Raw genomic sequence first — 26,921 nt, forward strand, 5'->3', positions numbered from 1 at the left:
CCGGCGCTCGCCGAGGTCGCGGGCGGCGCGCTGGTCCAGCTCGGGTACACGCCGGTGCTGTGCACCCGTACCGCGGGCGGCCTCACCGAGGCCGAGTACGTCTCGATGCTCCTCGACCAGCACGTCTGTGGCGTCATCTTCTGCGGCGGACTCACCGAGACCGAACATGCCGCCCTCCTGAAGCGGGGGGTGCCCGTGGTGCTGCTGAACGCGGCCGTCGACTACGCGGGCTTCCCACGGGTGTCCACCGACGACGCCGCCGCCGTGCGCCAGGCGTACGCACATCTGTCGGCCATGGGACACACAGACATCGGGCTCATGGTCGGCCCCGAACACCACATGCCGTCCCGCCGCAAGGTCGCCGCCTTCACGCAACTGACCTCCGGCAGCGCGGGACGCCATCCCGTCGGCCACGCGCTGTTCTCCTTCGAGGGCGGCCAGGCCGTCGCCGCCGAACTGCTCTCGGCCGGTGCCACCGCCCTGATCTGCGGCAGCGACGTCCTCGCCCTCGGCGCGATACGTGCGGCCCGTCGCCGGGGACTCGCCGTGCCCGGCGACCTGTCGGTCGTGGGCTACGACGACTCCGCGTTCATGAACTACACCGACCCGCCGCTGACCACCCTGCGCCAGCCCATCGAGGCCATGTCCCGGGCCGCGGTCACCCTGCTCGCCAACCAGATCTCGGGGGAGAACCCCACCCCGCAGGAGCTCCTGCACGAACCCGAACTCGTCGTCCGCAACTCCACCGCCCCACCGCTGACCGCACGATGGGGAGCGGCACGCGGGGCATAGCCGCAGTGGGAGGCAGCACCTTGCTGACATTGGATCTGCACCCGATCTTCAGGAACAACCGCGACATCGAACTCGCTCTGCGGCAGGCCGTCTTCAGGGCGCGACACACCGGGGAGCCCCTCCAGATCATCCACGGAAAGGGCACCGGCCGCCTCAGGGACCGCGTCCTCGCGTTCCTCGGCCAGAAACACATCAGGAGCATGTACGACCACCTGGAGGTCGACCCGGCGTACCCGGGCCGCATCCTGGTCCACTTCGCGCCGCGCCCCTGAGCCCGATCCGACTCCGTCGCGAGGTCACCCCTCGGGACGGAGCGGCCTGCGCGAGGGCGCCTGCCATGCCGTCAGGCCGTCGGGGCGCCGCCGGTGACGGGCCGTTGCCCAACTTTCTGACGCTGCGGCGGGCGATGACCCAGTGGCTCCGGGGGTGTCCTCCGGAACAGGAGTCAGTCGATCACGGCGGACCGCCAGGTCTCCTCATCGGCGTCCAGGAGAGCCGCGAGGAGTGCGGCGTCCGGCAGCGGGCCGTGGTCGGCGGCGACCTTCAACGCCGAGGCCGCGGTGAGATGGCCGAGGCGCAGGGCGCGGTCCACGGGCAGCTGCCGCAGCACGCCGCCGAGGAATCCGGCGGCGAACGCGTCGCCCGCGCCCACGGGTTCGGCGACCCGCACCTTCAGGGCCGGCACACGGTGGACGGCGTCCGCGACGAACGCGGTGGCCGCGCGGGCCCCGTCCTTCACCACGAGGACGTCCGGACCGGGCAGGAGGTCACGAACCCCTTCGGCATCGGTGATCCCGTCCCCCCACAGGGCCTGGGCCTCGTCGAGGCCGACGAGGACGATGTCGGCCAGGTCCGCGAGCGGACGCAGCACGTCGGCCGCGGACCGGCCGGACCACAGGGCCGGGCGGTGGTTGACGTCGAAGCTGACGGGCCACGGGCGGTCGGGGCGCAGCGCGCGTTCGACGAGGGCCCGGCAGCCGGGCGACAGGGCGGGGGTGATGCCGCTGAGGTGGACCAGCGCGGCGTCGGTGAACGCCGGGTCGTCGAGTATGTCGGGGGTCAGGGCCGAGGCGGCGGATCCGGCGCGGTGGTAGTGGACGCGGGTGCCATGTGCGCCCGGGTCCTTGAACAGCAGTCCGGTGGGGCGTTCCGGGTCGATGCGGACGCCGCTGACGTCGACCCCGCCCGCGGCGATCCGGGCGCGGACGCGACGGCCGAAGGGATCGTCGCCCACCGCGGAGACCCAGCGGGCGGGAATGCCGTGGTCGGCGAGGTAGAGGGCGACGTTCGACTCGGCGCCCGCGATGTCGACGCGCAGCAGGTCGGCGCCGTCCAACGGACCCAGGGGGTCGGGGGCGAGGGCGGCCATGGTCTCGCCGACGCAGGTCACGGGGCCGTGACGCAGTGGCCGATCGGTGTTCATGGTGGGCTTCCTAGGGGGTTTCGGCGCGGTCCGGCGGGGCCGAGGCGGAGGGGATCGCGGGGCGGTACGGAGAGGCTCGGGTGCCGGGAACGTCGACCCGGACCGCGAAGACGGCACCGTCGAGGGGGCCCGGATCGGGCAGGCCGATGTGTGCGCTGGTGACGAGGAGTGTCCGGCCGTCCGGGCCGCCGAGGCAGAGTCCCGCGGGCTGCCCGGCGGGCAGTTCGACGACCCGGTCGAGGCTGCCGTCGGGCCGGTAGCGGTGGACCTGCCCGGCGCCCCAGACCGCGGTCCACAGGCAGCCCTCGATGTCGGTGGTCATGCCGTCGGGGCTGCCGGACGTGAGGGCGACGAAGGGTTCGGGCGTGCCCGGGTCGCCGGTCCCCGGGTCGACCGGGTAGCGGCGGACGACGCCCCGGGCGCTGTCGGCGAGATACATGACCGTTCCATCGGCGCTGAAGGCAGGGCCGTTGGGAATCGTGATGTCCTGAAGGACCCGGGTGACACGGCCGTCGCGGTCCAGGCGGTACAGGGAGCCCGCGTCGTCGGTGGCCTCGTACGCCATGCTGCCTGCCCAGAAGCGGCCGTGCGGGTCGGCGACGCCGTCGTTCATCCGCATCGGCACACGTGCGTCGTCCTCGGGGCGCGCGATCCAGTCGACGCGGCCCGCGGGGTCGATGTGGCAGATGCCGGTGCCCGCCGCGGCGATCCAGTGGCCAGGGCGCCCTTCCACCGGTGCCACGGCGCCCAGCGGGCAGGGCAGTTGCGTGATCTGCTCGAGCCGTTCGTCGGGCCGGTCGGGCAGGGCGAGCAGCCTGCCGGTGAGGATGTCGGTGAGCACGGCACGGCCGTCCGTCCAGCGGATGCCCTCGCCCAGCTCCAGACGGTCGCTTCCCAGGACCGGGGGAGTGGTCATGGGCGTGCCTGCGTGCGGACGACGTCCAGGAAGGCACGGGCGCGCTCGCGCAGGGCGGTGAGATCGCCACCCGCCGCGGCATCGCCGATCAGGGGAGAGCCGACGCCGACGGCCGTGGCCCCCGCGCGCAGGTAGTCGGTGGCCGCCGCGGCGTCCACTCCTCCGACCGGTACGAAGGGCAGGTCCGGGAAGGGACCGCGCAGGTCTCGCAGGTAGCCGGGCCCCCCGGCGCTGCCGGCCGGGAAGAGCTTCAGGGCGTCGGCGCCGAGCCGCCGGGCCTGGAGGATGTCGGTGGGGGTCATCACGCCCGCGAGGACGGGGAGTCCGAGTTCCCGGCCGGTGGCGATGGAGTCGCTGACCGCCGGGGTGACCAGGAACGCGGCGCCGGCCTTTTGGGCGGCGCGGGCGTCGTCGGAGGTGAGCACGGTTCCGGCGCCGAGCATCGCGTCGGCGCCCAGTGCGGCACGGGCCCGGGCGATGACGTCGAGCGCGTCCCGCCCGGAGAGCGAGACCTCGATGAGGGCGACCCCCTCCTCGGCGAGGGCGAGCACGGTGCTCAGCGCGGCGTCCGGGTCGCTGCCGCGGACGATGGCGAGCAACCGGTGGGCGCGCAGCGCGGCGAGCAGGTTCATCCGGAATCCCTTCTGGTGACGGGTGTTCAGAGGCGGCGGGTCTCGTGACGGGTGTTGCGAGTCGACCGGACCGGTGACGGGTGTTGAGAGCGGGCCGGTCCGGTGACGGGTGTTGAGAGCGGGCCGGTCCGGTGACGGGCGTTCAGAGGCGGCGGTCCGCGGTCACGGTCAGCCGCCAGGCGACCTCGCCGCTCGGCGGTACGACGGCGGTGTCGCCCTCGCCCGCCGCGGCGCGGTCGAAGACGCGCCCGAGCATCGGCTCGACGCCGACCGAGCGGTACGGCGCCTCCTGGGGGAAGCCGCCGAGGTTGCGCCACAGAGCGACCGCCACCGGCTGTCCGTCGGCCTCGACGGACAGGTGCAGGGTGTCGGTGCCGTCGTGCACGGACACCCGGGAGGTCAGGACGACCGCCCCGACGGCGCTGCCGTCGTCCGGGCCGAGCCGGTCCAGGGGCACGCCGCCGACGGTGGGCCAGGCCCCGGCGACCCATCGGTCGCCCTCGTCCGGGTAGAGCCGTGCGAGAGCCGGCCTGGCGACGCCGATGCGGGCGGCCGTGGAGAGGTCCAGCAGGGCGTGGGCGGCCCAGACGAAGCGGTAGCCGGGCTCGGCGGCGAGCGTGTAGTCGGCGACGACCGCGTTCCCACGTTCGCCGATGCGCCGGGTCAGGCGGAAGTCGGGGCACTCCACGGTGTCCTGGTCCCCGGCCCGCTGCCAGGACCGTGACCAGGCGTCCCCGTGGTCGGGCAGTCCGCGCACGGTGGGCACGCACTCCTCCAGCCCTCCGGCGTCGGCGAAGGAATCACCGGGCCGGACCAGGTGGCGGCGGGGTTCGTTCCGGTGCCACAGCCACTCGCGGCCGCCCGCGGTCAGCGATGTCCAGCGTCCGTCGTGGTCCATGTCGGTGGTGACACGGACGGGCAGCGAGGCGACCCTCACCATTCGGCGAAGGAGCCGTCGGCGTGCCGCCAGACGGGGTTGCGCCAGGCGTGGCCGGACCGGTCGGCATTCCGTACCGCGTCCTCGTCGACGGCGATCCCGAGTCCGGGGAGTTCGGTGCGGTGCGCCTGGCCGTCGACGAAGCGGAAGGGCTCGGTGTCGACCAGGTAGGACAGCAGGTCGGCGTCCTTGTTGTAGTGGATGCCCCGGCTCTGTTCCTGGATCAGGAAGTTCGGCGTGGCGAAGGCGACCTGGAGGCTCGCGGCGAGCGCGATCGGTCCGAGCGGGCAGTGCGGCGCCAGGTGGGCCCCGAAGGTCTCGGCGAGCGAGGCGATCCTGGTGACCTCGGATATCCCGCCGGCGTGCGACAGGTCCGGCTGGGCCACGGCGATGCCGGCCGTCAGCGCCGGGAGGAAGTCGGCCCGCCCGTAGAGCCGTTCACCGGTGGCGAGCGGTACCGGCGAGGCGGCGACCAGGCCCGGCAGCAGGTGTCCCTGCTCGGGCAGGACGGGTTCCTCGACGAACAGCGGGTGCAGGGGGGCTATCTCGTGCAGCACGCGCCGCGCGTTGGCGGCGCTGAAGCGTCCGTGGAAGTCGACGGCGACGTCCCGGTGCGGGCCCAGAACCTCGCGGGCGGCCGCCACGCGCTCCACGACGGCGGCCGTCTCGGCGGGGCTGCCGATCGGCGGGGTGCGCCCGGCGGCGTTCATCTTGACGGCGGTGAAACCGGCCTCCACCTGGGCGGTGACCTCCTCCTTGAGCCGGTCCGGTTCGTCGCCGCCGACCCAGGCGTACACCCGTACCGTGTCGCGGACCGGGCCGCCGAGCAGAGTGTGCACCGGTACCCCGAGGGACTGGCCGGCGATGTCCCACAGGGCCTGGTCGATACCGGCGACGGCGCTGGAGAGGACCGGCCCGCCCCGGTAGAAGCCGCCCTTGCTGAGCACCTGCCAGTGGTCCTGGATCCGCAGCGGGTCCTGGCCCACCAGGTACTCCGACAGCACCTCGACGGCCGACCGGACCACCTCGGCCCGGCCCTCCACCACCGGCTCGCCCCAGCCGACGACACCGTCGTCGGTCTCGATACGGCAGAACAGCCAGCGGGGCGGGATGAGAAAGGTCTCGACGCGCGCGATCTTCACTGTGCCTGGCCGTCCTTCTTCTCCGGTGAATCGTCCGCGCCCTGCGGCTCCTGCGGGCCGCTGACCCTGTCGAGATCGCGGGTCGCCTGGTCGAGGAGGGCGCGCATGGCGCGTTCCGCGGCGTCGGGGTCCCGGTCGCGCACGGCGTCGAGGACGGCTCGGTGGCTGGGGACCGGGTCCTCGCTGTGCGGGGCGCTGTGCACGAGCTGGTCCCGCTGGGCGAGGCCCGACTCGATGACCATCTCCATGCGTTCCAGCAGTTCGTTGTGGGTGGCCGCGAGCAGTGCCCGGTGGAAGGCGAGGTCGGCCTCGACGGCGTCGCTCGCGCCTCCCTGGAGGCCCATGGCGGTCAGGGCCGCCTCCAGCGCCTCCAGGTCGGCGTCGGTGCGGCGGTCCGCAGCGAGGCGTACGGCCGCGGGCTCGATGATGCCGCGGACCTCGCCGAGGTTGCGCAGCAGTGCGGTGTCCGCACCGGTGGCGCTGCTCTCGGAGAACTGCCAGCGCAGCATGTCGGCGTCGAGCAGGTTCCAGTCCGAACGTGGTCTGACGAAGGTGCCGCGCTTCTGCCGGGCGTCGACCATGCCCTTCGCGGCGAGCACCTTCAGGGCCTCGCGCAGAGCGGTCAGGCTGACGTCCAGCTCGCTCTGAAGGGCCGCCATGTCGAGCGTCGCTCCCTCGGGGATGGCGCCGCTGAGCACCCGGTGGGCGAGGGCCTCCACGGTCTGGCCGTGCACTCCGCGGCGTGCGTAGGGCGTCATAGGTATGCCTTTCTTGCTGTTCGGTCGGTGGCTGGAGCGGTTGGTTGTTGTGTCAGGCCGAGGACTTGGTGACGCTCCAGCCGCCGTCCACGAGCAGACTCGATCCGGTGATGTACGAGGCTTCGTCGGCGGCGAGGAAGGCGACGGCGGCGGCGACCTCCTCGGGGGTGCCGAAACGGCGGGCCGCGGTCTCCGCGACGCTGAGCTCGCGGTCGGCCTGCGGGACCCGGTCCCACGCGGCGGTCAGGATCGGCCCCGGCAGTACCGCGTTGACGCGGACGTCCGGGCCGTACTCGACGGCGAGTTGACCGCACAGGGAGAGCAGGGCGCCCTTGCTCGCCGCGTAGGCGGGGTGGCCGGGGATGCCCCGGTGCGCGTGCACGGAGGAGACGAGCACCACGGACCCGCCGTGTGCGCGCAGGTCCGGCAGTGCCGCCTTCACACCGAGGAAGGCGCCGGTGAGGTTGACCGAGAGCTGCCGTTCCCAGGAGGCGAGCGTGGTCTCGTGGGCGGGCGCGACGGCCACCGTGTACGCGTTGTTTACCAGGACGCCCATGGGCCCGAAGGCGTGCGCGGCGGTGACGACCCGTTGCCAGTCCTCCTCGCTCGCGACGTCGGCGGCCACGAACACGGCCCTGGCCCCGTCCTTGCGCAGCCGCTCGGCGGTCTCCTCGCCGCGCTCGGCGGCGATGTCGACGAGGACGACGGCCGCGCCCTCCGCGCTCAGGCGGGCCGCGCAGGCCGCGCCGATGCCTGACGCGGCGCCCGTGACGACGGCGACACGGTGGGTGAAACGGGCGGCTGGATTCATGGGGTGGATCTTCTCCTGTTCGAGGGGCCGGCGGGGCGCGGATTCGTCCGCTGTCGTCACTGACGGGTCAGGACGGTCAGCTCCGCGTCGTGTTCGGCGGTCCAGGCGTACGGCAGGCCCGAGTGCAGCAGATGGGCGCCGCTGTAGCGGGTTCCGGTGGCGGTGTCGGTGTAGACGGACGCCGGGGTGAGGCCGCGCAGGCGCAGCCGGGCGGGCCGTCCGGGCACCAGGGGCGCGCCGTCCAGCGGTCCGGTGTTCCAGGCCGTCACCACCACACGCGCACCGCCTCGTTCCTCGAACTGGAGACCGCACGTCGGGTCGGCGGGGCCGCCCAGCAGATGGACCTCGCCGTGGTGAACGACGTCCCGGATCTCCTTGTACCGGGCGATCCACCCTGCGGCCTCGGCACGCTGCGGCGGCGTCCAGTGGCGGATGTCAGCGCCGATGCCGAGCACGCCCGCCATGGAGTTGACGAAGCGGAAGGCGAGCGAGCGCGGCCGGGCATCGAAGACGCCGGGGGCGTCGGTGACCCAGGAGCTCATGGTGTGCGGGGCGTGTGCGTGGAGGTAGCCGTACTGGATGCGCAGCCGGTCCATGGGTGCGGTGTTGTCGCTGGGCCACACCACATCGGTGCGGGCGATGGTGGCGTGCTCGACGCGGGCGCCGCCGCCGGCGCAGCCCTCGACCGTGACATGCGGGTGGGCGCTGCGCAGATGGTCCAGGACGCGGAGGTAGCCGGCCACGTGCGCGGCGTCGAGGTCCTGCCGCTCCGGGTCGGGACCGTCCGGGTGACCCGGGCGGCCGCGTTCGGTGGGAGGCCGGTTCATGTCCCACTTGAGGTAGCCGATCGCGTGGGAGCCGAGCAGCCGGTCCAGGGTGCCGATGACGAACTCCTGGACATCCGCACGGCCGAGGTCGAGCAGGAGCTGGTTGCGTACGAGCGTCACCGGGCGGCCGTCGATCCGGTACACCCACTCGGGGTGCTCGGAGTACAGCTTCGAGCGGGGACTGATGCCCTCGGGCTCGACCCACAGGCCGAAGTCCATGCCGAGGGCGCGTACGTCCTCGACGAACCGGTCGAATCCGCCGGGGAATTCAGCCGGGTCGGGGTACCAGTCGCCGAGGCCGCCGGTGTCGTCGGGGCGGCCGGTGAACCAGCCGTCGTCGACGACGAAGAGTTCGGCGCCCAGCCCGGCGGCGAGCGTGGCGAGTTCGAGCTGGCCCGCGGCGTCGACGTCGAAGCCGGTGGCCTCCCACGAGTTGTACAGGACCTTGCGGGGACGGTCGATGCGCTCGCCGGTCAGGTGCCGCTCGTAGCGGTGCCAGACGCGGGCCAGGCCGTCGAGGCCGTGCGGGCTGAAGGCGCAGGCCAGGCGGGGCGTGACGAGGGTGGTGCCGGGGGCGAGGCGGACGGCGCCCTCGTGGGGCACCCGGCCGGCGCGCACCCGCACCGCGCCGCCGGGCTCGGCGTCGGCGGTGATCCGCCAGTTCCCGGACCACTCCAGCGCGAGACCGTACGTGGGGGTGGCTCCCTCGGTGGGGAAGGCGGCGTCCTGGACGGCGAGCCAGGGGTGGTAGGCGTGGCCGGCCGAGCCCTGGGTGCTCTCCATCTCGAAGCGCCCGCGGTGCAGTTCCACGTTCTCGAGCTGGAACTCCTGCGACCACTGGCCGGCCAGGTACGTCAGCCGCGCGCCGCCCTGGACGGGCACGTTGACGGCGGCGGAGTCGAAGCGCTCCAGCCGCACCTCGTCCTCGCCGGTGCAGGCGAGCTCCGTCCAGCGCAGGACGACATCGGTGCCGGGCACCGTCTCGTAGCACAGGGCGGTGCGCAGTCCGAGGAGGTCGTCGGCGAACTCCAGACGCAGCGCACGGTCGCCGTTCTGCGTGGCGCCGTCGAACCGCCACCAGCTGCCGCGGTCGCCGCCGGGGCGGGAGGCGATGAGGTCGGCGCCGGTGAACGGCCGCAGCCCGTAAGGGATGTACTCGGCCGGGGCGGCGTCGGCGGGGGTGATGAAGTGGGTGCGACGGGACCAGTCCATGGGCGACGGTCCGTCCTCGGCGCCGTGCGGCCCCCACGCGGCGAGTTCGGCCCAGCGTCCGTCGCCGCCGAGGGTGACGGCGTAGGTGGTGGTGTCGGTGCGCAGCAGCCACCGGTCGGGCGAGGTCACTTCACGGCTCCGAGGTTCAGTCCGGCCACGAAGTGGCGCTGGAAGCGGAGGAAGACGGCCACGGTCGGGGCGGCGGCGATCACCGAACCGGCCGCGATGACGTTCCACATGGACACGTACTGGCCTTGTAGCCCGATCAGTGAGGCGGTGACGGGCATCTGGCTGTCGGTGCGCAGCACCGTGATGGCCCACAGCAGGTCGTTGAAGATCCAGGTGAACGACAGGGCGGTCAGCGCCGCCAGCGCGGGGCGGGCCAGCGGCAGGATGATCCGCCAGTAGATCTGCCACGGGCTCGCGCCGTCGATGACGGCGGCCTGCTGGATCTCACCGGGGATCGCCCGCATGAAACCGTGCAGGACGAAGACGTAGAAGCCGACGCCGAAGCCGACCTGCACGCCGACCAGGGCGTACAACCGGTCGTAGATGCCGAGCACTTCACTCAGCTTGGAGACCGGGATCAGCAGGATCTGCGGAGGCAGCAGGTTGCCGCCGAGCATGAGCAGCAGCAGGACGCGCCGGAAGGGCAGGTCGTACCGGCTGAGCGCGAACGCCGCCATGGAGGCCAGACCGAGCGAGAGTGCCACGGTGGGCAGGGTGACCAGCATGCTGTTGATGAGAGCGCGCTGCTGGCCGCCGTCCACCCACGCCTGGCGGAAGCCGTCGAGGGTGAACGAGTGCGGCCGGCTGCCCACGCCGTGCGCGGCGATGTCGTCGAACGTGCGGGTACTGGTGACCAGCACGAGGACGATCGGCAGCAGCCACAGCGCGGACAGCGCTCCCGCGGAGAGGTGGAAGCCGGCCGTGCGCAGCCTGCGGCCGTCCAGGACGGGGCGGCGGGGCGTCGCGGTCTTGGCGGGTGCGGTGCGGACCTCGGTGTCCTCGGCGTGTGCGGCCGTGTGGGTGGCGGTCATCAGTCGGCCTCCCGGAAGGCGCGCACGAGGTAGCTCACGATGACGCCGAAGGCCAGGACGAAGATGACGACGGCGAGTGCGGAGCCGTATCCCAGGCGCAGGGACTGGAACGCGGTGGAGTACATGTAGGTGCTCAGCAGTTCGGAGGAATGGTAGGGGCCGCCGCGGGTGAGCGCCCAGACGACGTCGAACGAGCGCAGCGAGTCGATGACGATCACCGACAGGACGACCGCGTTGACGCTGCGCAGCTGCGGCAGGGTGATGTGCCGGAACTGCTGCCAGCGGGTGGCGCCGTCGACCTTGGCGGCCTCGTACAGGACGGGGTCGACGCCCTTGAGGCCGGCCAGGTACAGCACCATCACATAGCCGACCTGGCGCCACAGCGCGGGCACGATCACCGCGTAGAAGGCGGTGTCCTGGTCGGCGAGCCAGGCGTGCTTCCAGCCGCCGAGACCGACGGCCTCCAGCACGTTGTTGATCAGGCCGTCCGGCTGGTACATCGCCTGCCACACCAGCGCGGTCGCGACCAGCGAGAAGACCACCGGCAGGAAGAGCGCCGCCCGGTAGAACCCGATGCCGCGCCGCTCCTTCTGCAACAGCATCGCGGTGCCGAGCCCGAGGGCTGCGGAGAGCCCGCCGAAGAGCAGCAGCCACAGCACCGTGTTGATCGCGGCGGTGCGGAAGACCGCGTCGTGCACCATCTCGCTGTAGTTGCCCAGGCCGACGAACTTCGGGGCCGCCAGGCCGTCCCAGGAGGTGAGGGAGAGGTAGAAGCCCTGTAGGGCCGGCCAGAAGACCCAGAACCCCTCGGCGAGCAGCGGGACGAGGACGAAGGCCAGGACCACCGGGGGCACCCGGGTGGCCCTGGACCGTCGTGCGGAGCCGATCAGCGCCATCGTCACTGGCTCCAGATCTTCTGTGCGCTGCGCTGCCAGGTGGTGAGGATGGAACCGATCTCCTTGGGCTTGGCCAGGTAGTGCACCAGGGCCGTGTCCGCGGTCGGCTGGAGCGCGTCGCTGGAGTCCCGGTTGAAGAACTGGGTGAGCTCGGCGGCGCTCTCGATGAGCTTGCGGCCCTTGAGGACGAGCGGGGTGCCCGCGTCCTTGGCGTCCGGGTGGGTCGGCAGCGAGGTGCCGGACGAGCTCTTGAGGTAGAGCTCCTGCGCCTCGGCGGTGGCGAGGTAGCGCATCAGCTCCTTGACGTCGTCGGCACGTCCGGTGCGGGCGCTGGCGAAGTAGCCGTCGGTGGGCGCCTCTTCGGCGACCGGCACCTTCGGGTCGATGATGGGGAACTGGAAGAAGTCCAGGTCGCCCAGGGCGTCCTTGGGCGCGGCGTCGGCGAAGAAGGTGCCGATGAGCATCATGCCGGTCCGGCCCTGGAGCAGGGCGGTGGTGGCGTCCTGGAAGGGGATCGCCGTGCCGTTCGGGTCGAAGTACGGGCGGACCTCGTCCCACTTGTCGAAGACCTTGCGGACCTCGGGGCCGTCGAAACGGTGCTTCCCGGCCAGGAGTTCGCGGTGGAACGTGGCGCCGTTGACGCGGATGTCGAGGTAGTCGAACCATGCGGAGGCGACCCACGGGGTGTCGCCGCCGGCGCCGAGGCCGATCGGGGCGACGCCCTTGCTCTTGAGCTTGTCGCACAGGTCGAGGAACTCGTCCCAGGTCTTGGGCTCCTGCACGCCCCACTTCGCGAAGTTGGACTTGCGGTAGAACATGCCCCACCAGTAGTAGCTGGTGGGCACGAAGACCTTCTTGCCGCTGGAGGCCGAGGTGCACAGCTTCTTCAACGCGTCCGAGTAGCCGGAGAGCTCGGGCTTCGTCCAGATGTCGTCGAGGTCGAGGAGCAGGTCCTTCTTGGCGTACGACTCGGCGACGGAACCGGGGTACCAGGTGTAGACGTCCGGCGGGTTGGCCGACGTGAGGTAGGTCGGCAGCTGCGTGCGGAAGGTCTCCGAGGCGACGGTGTTGAGCTGCGCCTTGGCGTCGCCGCGCTTGTCGAAGGCGGCGACGATCTGCTGCATCGCGGTCTTGGCCTGCGGCGAGGAGAGGTTGGACTGCAGGGTCACGGGGCCGCCGGACTTGCCTCCGGAGGCGGACGGGCTCGAGGTGACGCAGCTGCTGAGCAGCGCGCCGGCGCCGACTGCGCCTGTTCCTATGAGGAATCTGCGGCGGGTGGCGTTGAAGGCGGTCATCTGTGCACTCCCTTGGTGCCATGGAACGGAGCTTGGGGCCCCCTGACGGCCCGGCTCAGGGCGCGGCAGGCACAGCTTGGCTCAGGGGTCGGAGGGCCGTCAAGATTAATTAGTAATTTATTTCGTGGAGGGTGTGCCCCAGGGCGAACAAGCCTCCAGGACACACCCGTTGGCGCGGGGTGAAGCCGGATCGGGCGGTGATGCGATGGTGCGGTGGTACGGAACGACGCAGATGGAACTGGACTGAACCGGCTGAAAACCTCTGGAACTTGATGGAACTCGATGGAACCGCGTCGGGCGGGTCGAGCGGGCCGAGCAGGTCGAGCAGGTCGAACGCGCAGCTCAGAGCCCGGTCTGGTGGACGCGCCCGTCCACTCCCCGGAAGGCGACCAGCACGTTCCCGTCCGGCCCGGCCACGGCACCGAGCGCCCCGTCGAAGGCGCCGCTGACGAAGCCGTCGACCTTGCTCCAGCCGGCCCAGCCGCCGGATGCCGTCCAGCTGCGGGTCCAGAGCGTGTAGTCACCGGCACGTGCGTACAGGTGCACCGCGCCGCCGGACGCCACCAGCGTCGGGCTGCCGCTCACCGTGCCGCCGAGGGCCGTCCAGTCCGACCACTCGCCGGAAGCGTCGCGCGTCCGCTCCCACACCGAGTCGTCGGAGGTGCGCACGGCCACGTGCAGACGGCCCGCGTCGTCCACGACGCCCGAGGGACGGCCGTAGAACGCCTGGTCCTGCGGGGCGCCCTGCGAGGTCCAGCCGGAGGCCGGGCCGCGCGACCACAGCCGGCCGTCCGCGCCGCGGGCGACGAGCGTCCAGTCGTCCGGGCCGGCGAAGGCCACGGTCGGCGCGTCCGTCAGTGTGCCGCCCAGGCTCTGCCAGCGGCCCCAGTGCCCGTTCGCGTACACGCGCCGGTAGGCGCTGTCGTCGGTGCCGCGTACGAAGACGTCGATCCGGCCGCCGGCGGAGGCGTACGCGGCGGGCTGGCCGAGGATCCGGCCGTGCGTCGGGCCGCCCAGATCGCTGCTGCGAGCCCTGGACCAGTCACCGCCACGGGCCGTCTGCGCCCGCAGGGACCCGTCCGTGCCGCGGGTGAAGACGGTCATGGTGTCGCCGTCGCGCACCAGGGCCGGGCTCGCCGATGCGCGGCCGGGCAGCTGCGCGCCGGGGGCCTGATCGGTGCCGGTCAGCTTCAGGAACGCGGTGCCGTGTGCGGGGACGCGCACGGTGTACGAACCGGTGAAGGTGCCGCGCGAGGTGCGGGCCCGCAGATCGCGGACGCCGACCTCACCCGTCAGGCCGGCGTCGGCGAACCTCACCGTACGGTCCTGCGCCTGGTCGGAACGGTTGAGCAGGACGACCGCCCGCCTGCCCGCGCCCTGGAGCACCTTGCTGTAGACGTCGCCGACGGAGTCGGTGGCCACACGGGCGCCCTGGATGCCCAGCGGGTCCTGGTCGACGGCGATGATCTCGGGATTGCGCAGGGTGTCGAGCATGGACTGCGACAAGGTGCGCGGGTCGCTGCCGAGCATCAGGGGCGAGGCCATCTCGGCCCACATCACGAACTGGGTGGTGGACTCCTCCTGGTCGAGTTCGTAGCCGCCGTCGGCGAGCTTGCGCATCGGGATGAGATAGTCCGGGTCGTTCCAGCGCCCGGGGCCCTGCGCCTCGGGGTGCCAGGCGTTGGCATCCATGTTGCGCAGGATGTTCGGCCACTCCCCGGCCGTCGGGGTGCCCCAGGCGATGTCGGTGCCGGTACGCCAGGAGTCGGCGGTCGTCGGCCCGTAGACGAAGGTGTTGTGCGCGTCCTGCGCGGGGGTGTGCGACATGCCCCAGTCGTCGGTGAGCGGGTTGCACACGTTGAGCAGCATCTTCCGGCCGGACTTGGCGACGGCGTCGCTGAACTCCTTGAAGGCCGGGCCCGGATCGAGTCCGGCGCCGATGCCGCACAGGAAGTCGGCCTTGATGGCGTCCACCTTCCACTCGGCGAACTGGCGCGCGTCCTGGGTGTAATGGCCGCGGCTGCCGAGCCCGCACCACGTGCCGCCGTCGTACTCGCCCGCGTCGGTGTAGATACCGGCCTTGAGACCGCGCTGGTGAAGGTACGTCACGAGTGCGGGGATGCCGGAGGGGAAGCGCGTGGGACTGGCCACGAGCCGGCCCGACTGCGGGTCGCGCGGCTGGTCGGCCTGCCAACCGCCGTCCAGCCAGACGATGTTGTATCCGCTGTCGCGCAGTCCGCTGCTGACGAGGTAGTCGGCGACCTTCTTGACCTGGTCCTCCGTCGGGGCGCCGAGCCCGTAGTAGGTGTTCCATCCCATGTACGGCGTGGCGGCGAGACCGCTGTCGTAGTACTGCGGCGCACCCTGGTCGTCCGCGGCGTGCGCCGTCGGAACAGCCGACCCGACCAGTACCGCGGCGCCGAACACCGCCGCGGTCCGCCGCACACGCGCCATCTCTGCACGATGCGAAGTCACTTGTTTCTCCCGAGAGTTGGGGGACACGAGGCACCCCCGCTCCGGCTGGTACGCCGGGGGCCGGTGCCACGGCGGAAACTGTGCCCAGGCCCCTGAAGGCTGTCAATATTAATTGCTAATTAACTTAAAAACGGGATCTCGAAGTGACGTAGGGTCGGCTGGGCTCACTGGGCCCGGCCCTCACTTTCAGCACTTGACCTTGACGCAACGGCAAGGTTCTTACTGGAGGCATGCGAATCGGAGAGATCGCCGCGCTCGTCGGGCTCACCACCCGGGCGATCCGGCACTACCACCACGTCGGACTGCTTCCGGAACCGGAGCGGCGCCCCAACGGCTACCGGGTCTACAACGTCCGCGACGCCGTCCTGCTCGCCCGGGTGCGCCGGCTCACCGAACTCGGTCTCAGCCTCGATGAAGTACGCGACGTCCTCGCCGATGACGCCGGGCGCGAACTGGCCGAGGTATTGGAGGAACTCGACGCCGACCTGGCGCGCCAGGAGGCCGCCATCCGAGAGCGCCGTTCCCGGCTCGGCGCCCTGCTCGCCGAGCCGCCCGGCGCGGCCGGGCCCGTCTCACCCGCCCTCGCAGCCCTACTGGCACAGGCTCCCAGGACGGACTCGCCGAGCGCGGCCAAGGACCGCGAGTACCTCACGCTGATGGACGCCGCCGGCGCTGGCGGCCAAGGGATTTTCGGGGTGTTCGGAACTCTGATCGCCGACCCCGCAGTCGTCGAACTGTATGAACGCCTCGACGCGCTCGCCGAAGCTCCCACCGACGATCCGCGGATCGCGCCCCTGGCAGCGGACCTGATGGCGGTCGTCCCCGAGGAACTGTTCGCCGCGATCCCCGCGGACGGGGTGGTCGTGACCGGGTTCAGGGAGGCGTTGCTCGCCGAGTACACCCCGGCGCAGGCGGAAGTCGTGGGCAGACTCATGGACGCGTTCATGGAAAGGGGCCGGGGGTGAACGGCCGACCAAGGGGCGTACGGGCGGCGCGCGTTGTGGTGGTCGCCGTGCTGCCGGGGGAGCTGGTCCTGGCGGCCTGCCCGGTGGCCGGGGTCCGGCCGTCCGGGTGGGCACTTGCCGGCGCCGAGGCGTCGGTGCTCGCGGCACTGTTGCTGGAGGCCTGGGCGCTGCGCTCGCTGTACGTCGCCGCGCGCGCCCGCGGCACGGCCCGCCGGGCGGCCCGGCGGGCCGCCGTACGGGAGGCGGTGCCGGTGACGGTCCGCCGCCTGGTCCACCACGAGCTGCGCGCCCTCGCCTCTCTGGGGCGGTGGGTCCGGCGGGGCACGCACGGGGTGCGCCGCGGGGACTTCGCCGCCGCGTACACCGGGCCCCGGACGGCGATGATGTACGGGTTGCTCTTCGTGGTGGTCATCGAGACGGTGGGCCTGGCCTTCCTCACCCCTGGCCGGCGGTCCACCGGGTGGTGCTTTTCAACGACGCGGTCCGCGCCCGTGCTTTCCTTCACCCGCCCGCTCGGCGCAACGGAACAGGCCCACGCCATCCGCTTCCACGCGGACGACCCGCGCGCACTGGTCACCGCACTCCGTCAGCCCGCCTGAGTACATGCCGCGCCGCATCGCCTCCTCGGGCCCGGCCGTCGAACAGATGGAGACGATCACCGGCGAGGTCGAACTCCACACCCCCCTGGACCGCGCCCTGGTCGTCGTATCCCTCAGGGCAGGGGGCTGGTGTGGCAGGCGTACGGCGATCTGTGATCGAGCCGTACGCAATCCCTGCCGCAGCGCTGTCACAAAGTAAGCACCTGTTCGGTCGATAGTGCAAAAGGGGCATATCCCCACCCGGCGCACCGCCGGAATTCCTGACCGTCCAAGGAGGGCGTCACCATGACCGCAGCGGCTTTTGGTGCGGTGACCGTAGGTAAGGCTCTGGCTGCTGCCGATGGGTCCGACACGGCGATCGCTCTGTTGGACGACGAGGGAACAGTGGTCGGTTGGACACAGGCCGCCGAGCAGCTCGTCGGATACTCCGCCGGAGAGATTGTGGGCCGGACCGCCGACCTCGTACTGGCGGAATTCACGCACATGCCGACGACAACCGGCTTCGTCGAGCAGTGTCACGTCCGGAACGGATGGTCGGGCACGACGGAGGTGTGCCACCGCGACGGTCGTCTGCTCGACGTCTGCCTGCGGATCTCGATGCTGCGGGGAGAGGGGGGCGCACGGCGCTGGCTCGTGTCCCTGACGGACGCCGGCGTACTGCACGGGGACGGGCTGAACGAATCGGTGCGAGGACCGCTCATCGCCGGTACGCCGATCGGCATCGTCGTCCGGGACCTGCAACTGCGGTGCACCTGGGTGAACGACGCGATGGGGAGACACGACGGCACTCCGCGTGATCAACGGCTCGGACGCTGGATCCGCGACGCCCAGCCCGACCACAGCGCCGACGTGCTCGAGGCGCTGATGAGGCAGGTGCTGCAGAGCGGTACCACCAAGGTTCACGAGTACCGGATGTGGCAACCCACGGGCCTGGGCGAGGAGCATCCGTTCTCGGTTTCCTTCCACTGCCTCCTGGACGCCGACGGGCAGGCGCTGGGGGTGTGCGTGATCAGCTCCGACGTCGTCGAGAACCAGCAGACGTCCGAGCGCCTCGCCCTGCTCGGCGAGGCCGGCGCGCGTCTGGGCAGCACCTTGGATGTGATGCAGGTCAGCCAGGAACTGGCCGACCTGGCCGTGCCGCTGCTCGCCGACTATGTCGCCGTGGACCTGGAACAGTCGGTCTCGTTCGGTGAAGGCCCCCCGGTCCGCATCGGCGCCGCGGGCAGGCGCCTCCCCGGCCTGCGGCGTGCCGGCCTGGCCTCGATCAGCCACGGGGTCCCCGAATCTCCGTGGGTGCGGGGTGAACTGGTCCTCGCCCCGTCGGTCTCGCCCCTCACCGCCGTCCTGAGCGCCGGGAAGTCCCGCCTGGAGCCGGCCCTGGACATCGCTCCGGGCACGTGGGTCGACGAGGTGCCGGAGCTGGGACACCGGATCCGCGAGAACGGAATGCACTCGCTCATGGTCGTGCCCATCCGTGCGCGGCGCACCATGCTGGGCGTGGCGCTGTTCGTGCGCACGAAGAATTCCGTGCCCTTCCACGGCGCCGACCTGGTGCTGGCCGAGACGCTCGTCCGCCGCGCGGCGCACTCACTGGACAACGCTCGTCAGTACGCGCGCCAGCACACCGCCGCTCTCACCCTGCAACGTCACTTGCTGCCGCGCCGTTTGAGGGGCGGCATGGCGGTCGAGGTGGCGTCGCGTTACCTGCCTGCGGACGCGGACCATTGTGTAGGCGGCGACTGGTTCGACACCATCCCGCTCTCCGGCGCGCGCGTGGCCCTCGTCGTCGGTGACGTGGTCGGCCATGGCCTCCACGCCGCCGCGACCATGGGCCGGTTGCGCACCGCCGTCCACACCCTCGCCGACATGGAACTGCCCCCCGACGAACTGCTGGCCCACCTCGACGACACGGTTCAAAGGCTCGGTGAGGAAGAGTGCGACGTCCCGGACCAGATTCCCGCGGTGACGGGCGCCACCTGCCTGTACGCCGTCTACGACCCGGCTACCCGACGATGCACCATGGCGTCGGCCGGACACCCGCCGCCCGCGATCATCGACGCGCAGGGCCGTGTCGTCTACCCCGACCTCGCCGCCGGTCCTCCTCTGGGGGTGGGACTCGGGGACCCCTTCGAGTCCGTGGAGCTGGAGCTGCCCGAGGGGAGCCTCCTCGCCCTCTACACCGACGGTCTGGTCGAATCGCGCGGCCACGACATCGAAGAAGGAATGGACCGCCTGGGCAGCGTGCTCGCGCAACCCGGCCGATCGCTCGAAGAACTCTGCGACATCGCGATGCAGAACCTTCCGGACCATGCGTTGTGCGACGACGTCACCCTCCTCCTCGTCCGCACCCGCGCGCTGAGCCCGAGCCGGACAGCGTTCTGGACCCTTCAGTGTGACGAGACGGCAGTCCGCAACGCCAGGGACCTTGCGGCAGAGCAGCTGGCCGAATGGGGCCTGGAATGTCTCGAGGACGCCACGAAACTGATCGTCAGCGAACTCGTCACCAACGCAGTCAGTCACGGAACCGGGCCGATCGGGCTGCGGCTCATCCGGCACCAGGCCCTGACCTGCGAGGTGTCGGACACCGATTCCTGCGCCCCGCGGACGCGTCTCGCACGTACCACGGACGAGCATGGCCGCGGTCTCTTCCTCGTCGCCAAGCTGTCCCGCCGGTGGGGGTGTCGCTCGGCACCGGGCGGCAAGGTCGTCTGGGCGGAACAGGACCTGCCTGTACATCCGGCCCGGAACCGGCGCCCGCCTGACCGGAAACCATCCACACCGCTGTCCATGGGCGTGGGGCCCACGGGGGCAGTCGCCGCGTGATGACCGGTCATGGCGCCTTGACCACCCAGTCAGGTCGGACCGGTTGCATCGGTGGTAGCACCCGTGGACGACACCACGGTGATCGGTGGTCGGGGACCTCGACATCTCCCTTTGCACCACCTCCCTGCCTGATAGCCGGGGGCGAGGCCGAGGATCCTGGCCCGGATCTCGTCGTGCTCTGCCGCCTCGACCAGACGGGTTGCGACGGGGAAGCGTTGTCCTGTTGCGAGGACCATGGCGTGCGGGGTGTGTAGGAGGTGGGCGGTCTAGTACTCCAGCAGGTTTTTGATGTCTGACCTGCGGGTTTCGCTGGGTCGGCTGGAGTGTGGCGGGCTGCGGAGGAGTCAGGGGCGGTCTTGGGCGCGCCGCCCGTCGTCGGCACGGTCGAGGCCCTGGGCGCCGAGGGCGACGCCGCGCCGCTCCTGTTCCACCGCGGACGCTTCGGCCGCCTCAGTTCCTGACGGGCTCTTCGCGGGGCTGGTTGTCGGGCTCCAGAATGTACAGGTCCCAGGCGTCGGGGTCGCCGACGAGCACGTACAGCTTCGGGTGCTCGGGGGTCCCGAACACCTCCCAGGGGCCCAGGCTCCCATCGCAGGCGTCGACGGAGACCCCCACATTCTGGGTCCACGACCCGTCGCCCGGGTGGTGGACCCAGGTGCCGGCACCGGTACAGGGCTGCCCCGCGTCGTGACGGTCGTCGTCGAAGCCGAAGGTCTTGACCCCGTCAGCCGTTACCTTGCCGTCCGCCGTGAAGGTGATCCTGCCGCCGTTGCCGTCGGACCACGTCCCGGCGAGCCGGTCCGCGGTCAGCCGCGGAGGCTCGTACCCGATCCCGGCGTACAGGGCGACACCGGCGAGCGCGGCGGTGACGACGACGCCGAGCGTCCCGTACAGCGCCACCCGACCGAACATTGCGATGCCGGACACTCGCGGGCGGCCCGGCAGCACCAGCCTGCGGACGACCAGCGCCGGGACGCCGAGCGCCGCAGCGCCCATGAACCACCCAATGAGGCCCGACGAGACGTTCTCCGGGAACCCGGCGGGCACCATCGACGCCGAGACGAGCCCCGGCAGGGTGCCGCCGGCGGCCGCCAGGAGCGGGATCCACCACCAGACGTCACGCCCCGAGACCGTGCGGCCGAGCCATCCGGCGACGGCCACGAGCTGCATCACCACGGCGACCGACAGCAGGACGGCGCCGACCGCCCCGGCCGCCACTCCGATCAATCCCATGACGAACAGGAAGAAGATGTTGAACAGGTTGTAGCCGAGGGCCGGGACCTCCTGGGTCTCCATCCACACGTAGAACACGATCGACCCGATCACGGCCTCGAAGAACACCACCGAGACCGACGCCGTGAACGCCGAGCCGAACCGGTCTCTCACCCGCATCCGTGTCTGCGCCCGGGCCGGAACCTGTGCCTGCCACGGGGCCCCTGCCTGCACCTGATCCCGCATTTTTGAACGCATTCGAATCCCCTCCGCCGTGGATCATCCTCCATGCGGGGCGGAGCCGCACCCCTGGGGCCGCGTAGTACTCCAGCCGACCCAGCGAAACCCGCAGGTCAGACATGAAAATCCTGCTGGAGTACTGGCCGGGTGGTGGGGGAGTCCGAAGTCGGAGCCGAGGACGGCGTAGCCACCGCGGTGCGGGATGTCGAACAGGGGAGTCTGCCTCGGTCGCTCGGTCGCTCGGTCGCTCGGTCGCTCGGTGCGGGCGCCGGTGCCCGGGCGGCATCGGGGTTGGAGGTGACGAGTGTGGGTGGCACCGGAAGGCGGGATCTTGAGACCACGAGCAGCCGATGGCAGGCTCATGCCGCATGATCGATGAATTCGCGAAAGGCAGCCTGCACGGGAGACTGCGGCGGGACCGCGAGGCGCTGCTCTGGAAACTCGACGGCTTGTCCGAATACGACGCCCGCCGACCTTTGACGGCGACCGGGACCAACCTCCTCGGCCTGGTCAAACACGTGGCCACCGTCGAGGCCAGGTACTTCGGCGAGGTCTTCGACCGCCCTTCCCCGGAACCGCTGCCCCGGTGGCAGGACTCCGACGGCAGCGATCAGTGGGCGACCGCGGACGAGACCCGCGATCAGATCATCGGGTTCTACCGGCGCACGTGGGAACACTCGGACGCGACGATCAACGAGCTTCCCCTCGACGCCCCCGGCCACGTGCCGTGGTGGCCGGAGCCTTGTCCCAACACGAACCTGTTCGCCGTCATGGTCCATGTCCTCGGCGAGTCCGTCCGGCATACCGGGCACGCCGATATCCTGCGCGAGGGCCTCGACGGCCGGACCGGGGTGCGCGCCGAACACGAGACACGGATCGACGAGGAAGCCCGTGCAGCCCACTGCGCGAAGCTCGAGCAGGCCGCCAGGTCGGCCGCACTGCGCCGGTAGCGGCGTCCTCCGATGTGAATGGTGGAGGTGGCTCGCCCCCCTGTCCGGGGCCGCCCTGACACTGCACGAAATCCTCCCCTGTCGTCCGCCCGGACCGGCCCGTGGTTGCCGGGCGGGGCGTGTACGCGTTGTCGTGTGAGTTCTTGTGCTTTCACTGCACGCGATCCGGTCCTCGAAGATCGGCGCGAAGGTGTGGGCCGCTTCGTAGATTCAGGTGGTCGCGATCGGGGCTATGGCTGCTGGTGGTGGGCGGTGGCCAGCCTGTAGGTGACGAGGCCGTAGACGAGGTGGGGTACGACGTCCGAGGTCCAGTCGGCGGCTGACCAGGTGTGGGGGTCGCTGAGGCCGAGGCGGGCGATCGGGATGTCGGCCACGGCCATGAGGAGTGCTCCGGTGAGTGCTCCTCCCAGCCACAGGGGCATTCGGGTGCCTGTGTGATGCAGGAGTGATACGGCGACGCCCATTCCGCTTCCCAGGGCGATTCCGGTCAGTGCTGCGAGGCCGGTGAGCCGGTTGTCCTTGGTGGCCGAGTCCTGGAGCGGATGCCCTGCCCGGGTGGTGACGGTGTCCACCAGCTTTTCCGGGACGGTGCTGGCGGGTCTGCCGCGCAGTGCCATGTCGGCATAGGAAACGGCGTTCAGAGCGGTCGTGCCCGCGGCTCCTGCTGCGCAGCCGCGCATGATGGTTCGGATCATGTTCCAGGCGGTCCCCGCCACTGTCCGCGCTTCAAACGGGTGCAGGCGGCAGGCCACTCGGATCACGGATGTCGTGGGGCTGTCTGGGCGGTGCTCGTTCGGTGCGATGGTGGCCGGCTCGTGCCGGTTGATCCGAGGGCGATGGCCGAGCCGGTTACGGGACGCCCTTGTGCTGGCGCCCGCAGGGCGGTGGTAGCGCGCCGGGCGACCAACGTGCCGTGCTCACGGCCGTCGTTCATGTGCTGGCCGGGGCAGCGGCCGGGATGAACAAGGCCCAGGATCCTGCCGTTCCCGGGCTGCCTGGTGGAGGGCCGTACGCACGTGTGGCGGCCCGTCTGAGGTGCGGTGCGGTCGGTGGCCGGTCGGGTGTGTGGTGTCAGCCGGTGCGTTCACCTTCAACTCATTGCAATGTTTCTGATGATGTCCGTTGCTTTAGATTCAGGATCGTTGCAACGATTTCCCGGCATCTGCCTGCAGAAATAGGAGAGTTACGCAACGAGTCTGTTGCCTGAATCTCGAATGCAACGTAGCGTTTCTCATGTCGGAAACAATAGGTCGAAGGAGAAGCACGATGCAGAAGTTCGCCACCCCCGCCCCCGTCCGGACCGTCCTGGACATCCCGGCCGGACGCATCCGGGTCATCGCCGCCGAGGGTGACACCACCACGGTCGACGTCCGGCCCGCGGACGCTTCGAAGGGCCGTGACGTGAAGGCGGCCGGCCAGGTCCAGGTCGCCTGCGCCGACGGCGTCCTGCGGATCGAGGCCCCGCAGGCGAAGAACCGGATCCTTGGCAACACCGGCTCCGTCGAGGTGACCGTCCAGCTGCCCGCCGGCTCCCGTATCGAGGCGAAGTCGGTCGCCGCCCAGCTGCGCGGCGTGGGACGCCTCGGGGACGTCGTCTTCGACGGCGCGCACGGACCGGTCGAGCTCGACGAGGCGGCAAGCGTCCGCCTCACCGGCCTCGACGCCACCGTCACCGTCGGCCGTCTGAACGGCCCCGGCGAGATCAGCACCCTCAAGGGCGACGTGACGATCACCGAGACCGCGGGCGGCACGCTCACGCTGAGCACGCAGCAGGGCGACATCACCGTCGGCGCAGCCCACGGCATCTCGGCCACCCTGGACGCCGGCACCGCATACGGCCGCATCCACAACACCCTCACCAACACCGGCAGCACCGCCGGCGTCGGCCTGACGGTCAAGGCGACCACCGCCTACGGCGACATCACCGCCCGCAGCCTGTGATCCCGGGCAGCTTTGCGTGAACGCAGCCCTGCCCGGCCACGACCACGCAGCAGTACTCGCTGCCCTGACCACCACCTTCACCTCGGGAGCGGTCGAGGGCAGCGTCACCAGGATCAAACTGCTGAAGAGACAGATGTACGGCGGGCCGACGTCGACCTCCTACGACGCCGCATCCTCCTGTCACCTTGACGGTTCGCGCGACGCTGACAGGTTGCACTTTGCCCAAATCCGGCGGTCGTTGGGTGACCGTGCTCGACCGGGCAGGGGTCGCAGTGGGACTGCCGTACCTTCACCCCTGCTCGACGAAATCATCTCCGAGGCCCGCAGCTGTTCCAGCACCACCTGGACATCTCCCGAACCCAACGCCTCAGGAACCTGCCCGTTGCCGACCAGACAGTGTTGGGCTCGGGCGGGAGTCGGGAAAGCCGGTGGCCATCAGGGCCGGGGCGCGCGGAGGTGTTGTCTTTCGGCCAGCTCCTCCGCGCCGACCACGGTCAGAACCGGGGTACCGACCGGCGCGAACATCGTCACGACCAGCTGCGACTGCGCGTCCGGAAGGTTGTTGGCGCCTTGGTAGTGGATCACGTCACCGCCGGGCTCGAACACGGCGTCACCGGCCTTGAGGACCCGGGGCGGCTGCCCCTCCAACTCGAAGAGGATCTCGCCCTGGGTCACGTAGCCGAAGAGCGGCCCCGGGTGCCGGTGCGGCGGCGCGCCGGGGTCACCGGGCTGCAAGGTGACCAGGACGGTCCTGGCCTCGGTGCCGACCGCGATCCGGGATGCGGCATCCGGCAGGGTCGCGATTATCTCAACGCCCGGGGGCAGGTGTGTGTGTTCGGTGCTCATCTCTACCTCCTGAAAGGGATGTCGACAGCAAAGACCGGACTGCATGCTCGTTTGTGACACGCCTGGGCGGCCGGGACATGTCCGGAGCCGCGCGCGCCGAAGCGGTCTTCCGGGGGGTGAGGGCACTGAAGTTCCCCTGCGACCTGGACAGCCTGCTACCGGGACGGTCGGTCCCGGAGGAAGCAGTCACAGGCAGTGAGCAAGTAGGGTGACGGGCCTGTCATCGCGAACTGATGCTCAGGCGGGCATCGCAGCCAGCTTTGTCGGGTTCATCATCCACAACAGCCGGTCGATGCCGTCCGGGGCGACACGTACCGAGATGGCGGCGAACACGACTCCGTCGCGGGAGAGAACCACCCCGGCCTGGCCGTTGATCTCGATCGGGTGCACCGTGGCATCGGCCCAGAACCGGTCGGCGAAGGCGTGGCAGTAGGCCGCCACGCGGTGTCGGCCCACGACGGGGAACTTCGACGCCCGGACGACTCCGCCACCGTCGGCGTACGAAACGACATCCGCCGCGAACAACTCCTCGAGCGCGGCCACGTTCCCCGCCTGCGCGGCGGCGACGAACGCCGTGAGGAGGCGCTGATGTTCGGCCGACTCGACACTCGACCGCTTTTCCGCCGCGAGGTGCTTGCGCGCCCGGCTCACCAGCTGCCGTGTGTTGGCCGGCGTCTGGTCGATGATCTCCGCGATCTGCTGGTACGGGTAGTCGAACGCTTCCCGCAGCACATACGCGGCACGCTCCGTGGGGGTGAGCTTCTCCAACAGCATGAGCACCGCGATTTCCAGCGCCTCCCTGTTGACGGCCCCCAGCGCGGGGTCGCTCCGGGTGTCGACCGGCTCCGGCAGCCAGGGTCCGACATACGTCTCACGGCGCACCCTGGCCGACTTCAGTACGTTGATTGCGAGTCTGGTCACCGTCGTGGTGAGAAAGGTCTTCGGGTTTTCCACCTTCGACCGGTCATAGGTCTGCCAGCGGATCCAGGCTTCCTGGATGATGTCCTCCGCGTCGCCGGCACTGCCAAGCATTCGATAGGCGATGCCGAACATGCTGCCACGGGCGTCACGGAACGCCTCTTCGGCCTCCTGAAGGCTCCGGGAATCATCTGCTGGATCGTTCTTCGACGGCATTCCTCGCCAATCCTTGCTGCTCAGTGAGTCCGCTACCGAAAGCGGGCGGCGCCTCGGCGACTGTGCCGACCGGCGTTGCGGGCGCCTTCCGGGGCGGTCAGGCCGTCGACGTGGACGCTGTCTGCCCTGTTCCGGGCGGGGCCTGCTCGTGGCCTTGGCCTGTTGTGTCCTTGTCCGACACGGCGCTGCACCTCCGTAGATCGGACTGTCTCAGATTTGCACGATTGCCGAACAGCCAGGGCCAGGGACACACCGCTTGTGTGCAGGTGCCGACGACCGCCCTCGCAGCGGTACCGGCGATCGCGCACGAGATCCAGGACGTGAGGTGGGGCATCGTTGCCCACGGCGGTTGCACTCGATCGGTCGTGTCAGGGGCAGGCCGCACACGTCCCTCGACGCATTGTGGCGTGCGGCACGTGGTCGAGCCGATCCGATCGCTGATCACCTCCGGGGCGGACGTGGATGAGCCGCTCCCGGCGGACGCCGACGTGCCCCTGGACCGCGTCCTTTCCTCACTGACCAGCGCCGCCGCGGTGTCACACATGGCTGGGGCGCGCGGTCGTGGTGCGTGACGGCCAAGGCGATCGGAGCGGACCGTGGCATTCACTGAACAGCGCATCCCGACCACGGTGCTGGTGATCGGCACCGGAGGAGCCGGACTGCGAGCGGCGATCGAACTCGCCGAGGCCGGTGCCGATGTCCTCGCCGTCGGCAAGCGGCCCACGGAGGACGCCCACACGGCACTCGCTGCCGGGGGCATCAACGCGGCGCCGGCCACGATGGATCCCGAGGACAGCTGTCAGCAGCACACCGCCGACACGCTCAAGGAGAGCCAGCTGCTCGCCGATCCCCGCACCGTGCAGACCGTCACCGAGGGTGCCGCGCGGGGCATCGACGACCTCGAGCGGTACGGCATGGCGTTCGCCCGGGAGGAGGACGGCCGGATGAGGACGTCTCGACCGAGGGAAAGCTCGCCGAGTGACGCCCCGAGCCCGCGCGCGCCGTCGCCCGTCGGGCCCCTGTCACAAACACCGTCGCTACCCGGTCTTTGCTGG

General features: G+C 70.8%; 23 protein-coding genes and 2 pseudogenes. 9 read left to right on the top strand and 16 right to left on the bottom strand.

Going from position 1 to position 26,921, the window contains the following annotated elements:
• A partial coding sequence (locus FNH09_RS07940) for a LacI family DNA-binding transcriptional regulator (RefSeq protein WP_152886046.1) occupies positions 1-792 on the top strand: 792 nt, incomplete at its 5' end.
• A 20-nt stretch (positions 793-812) separates the two neighbouring features.
• Positions 813-1,064 carry a Smr/MutS family protein gene (locus FNH09_RS07945; protein WP_152886047.1) on the top strand — a complete coding sequence of 84 codons (252 nt, stop codon included), beginning with the start codon at positions 813-815 and terminating at the stop codon, positions 1,062-1,064.
• Positions 1,065-1,237: 173 nt separating this feature from the next.
• On the opposite strand, the gene FNH09_RS07950 is transcribed toward FNH09_RS07945, so the two are convergent.
• The 12 genes from FNH09_RS07950 to FNH09_RS08005 all read right to left on the bottom strand — a co-directional run bounded on the left by FNH09_RS07950 (position 1,238) and on the right by FNH09_RS08005 (position 15,135).
• Positions 1,238-2,215 carry a sugar kinase gene (locus FNH09_RS07950; protein WP_152886048.1) on the bottom strand — a complete coding sequence of 326 codons (978 nt, stop codon included), beginning with the start codon at positions 2,213-2,215 and terminating at the stop codon, positions 1,238-1,240.
• Positions 2,216-2,225: 10 nt separating this feature from the next.
• Complete coding sequence (locus FNH09_RS07955) at positions 2,226-3,131, bottom strand: SMP-30/gluconolactonase/LRE family protein (protein ID WP_152886049.1); 906 nt, start codon at positions 3,129-3,131, stop codon at positions 2,226-2,228.
• Positions 3,128-3,763: a bifunctional 4-hydroxy-2-oxoglutarate aldolase/2-dehydro-3-deoxy-phosphogluconate aldolase gene (locus tag FNH09_RS07960; RefSeq protein ID WP_152886050.1), complete on the bottom strand. Its 636-nt coding sequence runs from the start codon at positions 3,761-3,763 to the stop codon at positions 3,128-3,130. The genes FNH09_RS07955 and FNH09_RS07960 overlap by 4 nt, the downstream gene beginning before the upstream one ends.
• A gap of 142 nt (positions 3,764-3,905) precedes the next feature.
• On the bottom strand, positions 3,906-4,703 hold the full coding sequence (locus FNH09_RS07965; RefSeq protein ID WP_152886051.1) for a hypothetical protein: 798 nt from the start codon (positions 4,701-4,703) through the stop codon (positions 3,906-3,908).
• The gene (gene dgoD / locus FNH09_RS07970) at positions 4,697-5,842 is read right to left on the bottom strand and encodes a galactonate dehydratase (RefSeq protein ID WP_162468249.1); all 1,146 of its coding nucleotides are present in this window, start codon (positions 5,840-5,842) and stop codon (positions 4,697-4,699) included. Before dgoD ends, FNH09_RS07965 begins: the two co-directional genes overlap by 7 nt.
• The gene (locus FNH09_RS07975) at positions 5,839-6,600 is read right to left on the bottom strand and encodes a FadR/GntR family transcriptional regulator (protein WP_152886052.1); all 762 of its coding nucleotides are present in this window, start codon (positions 6,598-6,600) and stop codon (positions 5,839-5,841) included. The genes dgoD and FNH09_RS07975 overlap by 4 nt, the downstream gene beginning before the upstream one ends.
• Before the next feature lie 52 nt (positions 6,601-6,652).
• On the bottom strand, positions 6,653-7,411 hold the full coding sequence (locus FNH09_RS07980; RefSeq protein WP_152886053.1) for an SDR family NAD(P)-dependent oxidoreductase: 759 nt from the start codon (positions 7,409-7,411) through the stop codon (positions 6,653-6,655).
• 56 nt (positions 7,412-7,467) lie between these two features.
• Positions 7,468-9,579, bottom strand: a complete 2,112-nt coding sequence (locus tag FNH09_RS07985) for an alpha-galactosidase (RefSeq protein WP_162468250.1) — start codon at positions 9,577-9,579, stop codon at positions 7,468-7,470.
• Positions 9,576-10,490, bottom strand: a complete 915-nt coding sequence (locus FNH09_RS07990) for a carbohydrate ABC transporter permease (protein ID WP_238426534.1) — start codon at positions 10,488-10,490, stop codon at positions 9,576-9,578. Before FNH09_RS07990 ends, FNH09_RS07985 begins: the two co-directional genes overlap by 4 nt.
• Positions 10,490-11,386, bottom strand: coding sequence for a carbohydrate ABC transporter permease (locus FNH09_RS07995; RefSeq protein ID WP_152886054.1), 897 nt, complete (start codon positions 11,384-11,386; stop codon positions 10,490-10,492). The genes FNH09_RS07990 and FNH09_RS07995 overlap by 1 nt, the downstream gene beginning before the upstream one ends.
• A 2-nt stretch (positions 11,387-11,388) precedes the next feature.
• Entirely contained in the window at positions 11,389-12,681 is a 1,293-nt protein-coding gene (locus FNH09_RS08000) for an ABC transporter substrate-binding protein (RefSeq protein ID WP_152886055.1), read from the bottom strand.
• Positions 12,682-13,023: 342 nt separating this feature from the next.
• Positions 13,024-15,135, bottom strand: a complete 2,112-nt coding sequence (locus tag FNH09_RS08005) for a DUF8189 domain-containing protein (RefSeq protein ID WP_152886056.1) — start codon at positions 15,133-15,135, stop codon at positions 13,024-13,026.
• A 251-nt stretch (positions 15,136-15,386) separates the two neighbouring features.
• Between FNH09_RS08005 and FNH09_RS08010 the strand changes: the two genes are divergently transcribed.
• The 3 genes from FNH09_RS08010 to FNH09_RS08020 all read left to right on the top strand — a co-directional run bounded on the left by FNH09_RS08010 (position 15,387) and on the right by FNH09_RS08020 (position 19,543).
• Positions 15,387-16,121: a MerR family transcriptional regulator gene (locus FNH09_RS08010; protein ID WP_152886057.1), complete on the top strand. Its 735-nt coding sequence runs from the start codon at positions 15,387-15,389 to the stop codon at positions 16,119-16,121.
• Positions 16,118-16,720 carry a hypothetical protein gene (locus tag FNH09_RS08015; protein ID WP_162468251.1) on the top strand — a complete coding sequence of 201 codons (603 nt, stop codon included), beginning with the start codon at positions 16,118-16,120 and terminating at the stop codon, positions 16,718-16,720. Before FNH09_RS08010 ends, FNH09_RS08015 begins: the two co-directional genes overlap by 4 nt.
• A 285-nt stretch (positions 16,721-17,005) precedes the next feature.
• Entirely contained in the window at positions 17,006-19,543 is a 2,538-nt protein-coding gene (locus tag FNH09_RS08020; protein ID WP_152886058.1) for a SpoIIE family protein phosphatase, read from the top strand.
• A 450-nt stretch (positions 19,544-19,993) separates the two neighbouring features.
• Here the strand turns inward: FNH09_RS08020 and FNH09_RS08030 are convergent, their stop codons facing one another.
• On the bottom strand, positions 19,994-20,929 hold the full coding sequence (locus FNH09_RS08030; protein WP_152886059.1) for a hypothetical protein: 936 nt from the start codon (positions 20,927-20,929) through the stop codon (positions 19,994-19,996).
• 434 nt (positions 20,930-21,363) lie between these two features.
• Here FNH09_RS08030 and FNH09_RS08035 point away from each other — a divergent pair, with 434 nt between their 5' ends.
• Positions 21,364-21,945 (top strand): DinB family protein, encoded by a 582-nt coding sequence (locus FNH09_RS08035; protein ID WP_152886060.1) that lies wholly within the window; start codon positions 21,364-21,366, stop codon positions 21,943-21,945.
• Between the two features lie 230 nt (positions 21,946-22,175).
• On the opposite strand, the gene FNH09_RS08040 is transcribed toward FNH09_RS08035, so the two are convergent.
• Positions 22,176-22,640 (bottom strand): hypothetical protein, encoded by a 465-nt coding sequence (locus FNH09_RS08040; RefSeq protein ID WP_152886061.1) that lies wholly within the window; start codon positions 22,638-22,640, stop codon positions 22,176-22,178.
• A gap of 571 nt (positions 22,641-23,211) precedes the next feature.
• Here FNH09_RS08040 and FNH09_RS08045 point away from each other — a divergent pair.
• Both FNH09_RS08045 and FNH09_RS50080 read left to right on the top strand, forming a co-directional pair.
• Complete coding sequence (locus tag FNH09_RS08045; RefSeq protein WP_152886062.1) at positions 23,212-23,886, top strand: DUF4097 family beta strand repeat-containing protein; 675 nt, start codon at positions 23,212-23,214, stop codon at positions 23,884-23,886.
• 40 nt (positions 23,887-23,926) lie between these two features.
• Positions 23,927-24,075, top strand: a pseudogene (locus FNH09_RS50080) (transposase); the annotation flags it as partial.
• A 246-nt stretch (positions 24,076-24,321) separates the two neighbouring features.
• Here the strand turns inward: FNH09_RS50080 and FNH09_RS08050 are convergent.
• Together FNH09_RS08050 and FNH09_RS08055 are read right to left on the bottom strand one after the other, a co-directional pair.
• Positions 24,322-24,732, bottom strand: coding sequence for a cupin domain-containing protein (locus FNH09_RS08050; protein WP_152886063.1), 411 nt, complete (start codon positions 24,730-24,732; stop codon positions 24,322-24,324).
• Positions 24,733-24,969: 237 nt separating this feature from the next.
• The gene (locus FNH09_RS08055; RefSeq protein WP_152886064.1) at positions 24,970-25,866 is read right to left on the bottom strand and encodes an RNA polymerase sigma-70 factor; all 897 of its coding nucleotides are present in this window, start codon (positions 25,864-25,866) and stop codon (positions 24,970-24,972) included.
• A 596-nt stretch (positions 25,867-26,462) separates the two neighbouring features.
• Here FNH09_RS08055 and FNH09_RS08060 point away from each other — a divergent pair.
• Positions 26,463-26,864, top strand: a pseudogene (locus FNH09_RS08060) (FAD-binding protein); the annotation flags it as partial.
• Positions 26,865-26,921 lie beyond the last annotated feature (57 nt).

The organism is Streptomyces adustus (assembly GCF_009377175.1).
Classification (GTDB): Bacteria; Actinomycetota; Actinomycetes; order Streptomycetales; family Streptomycetaceae; genus Streptomyces; species Streptomyces adustus.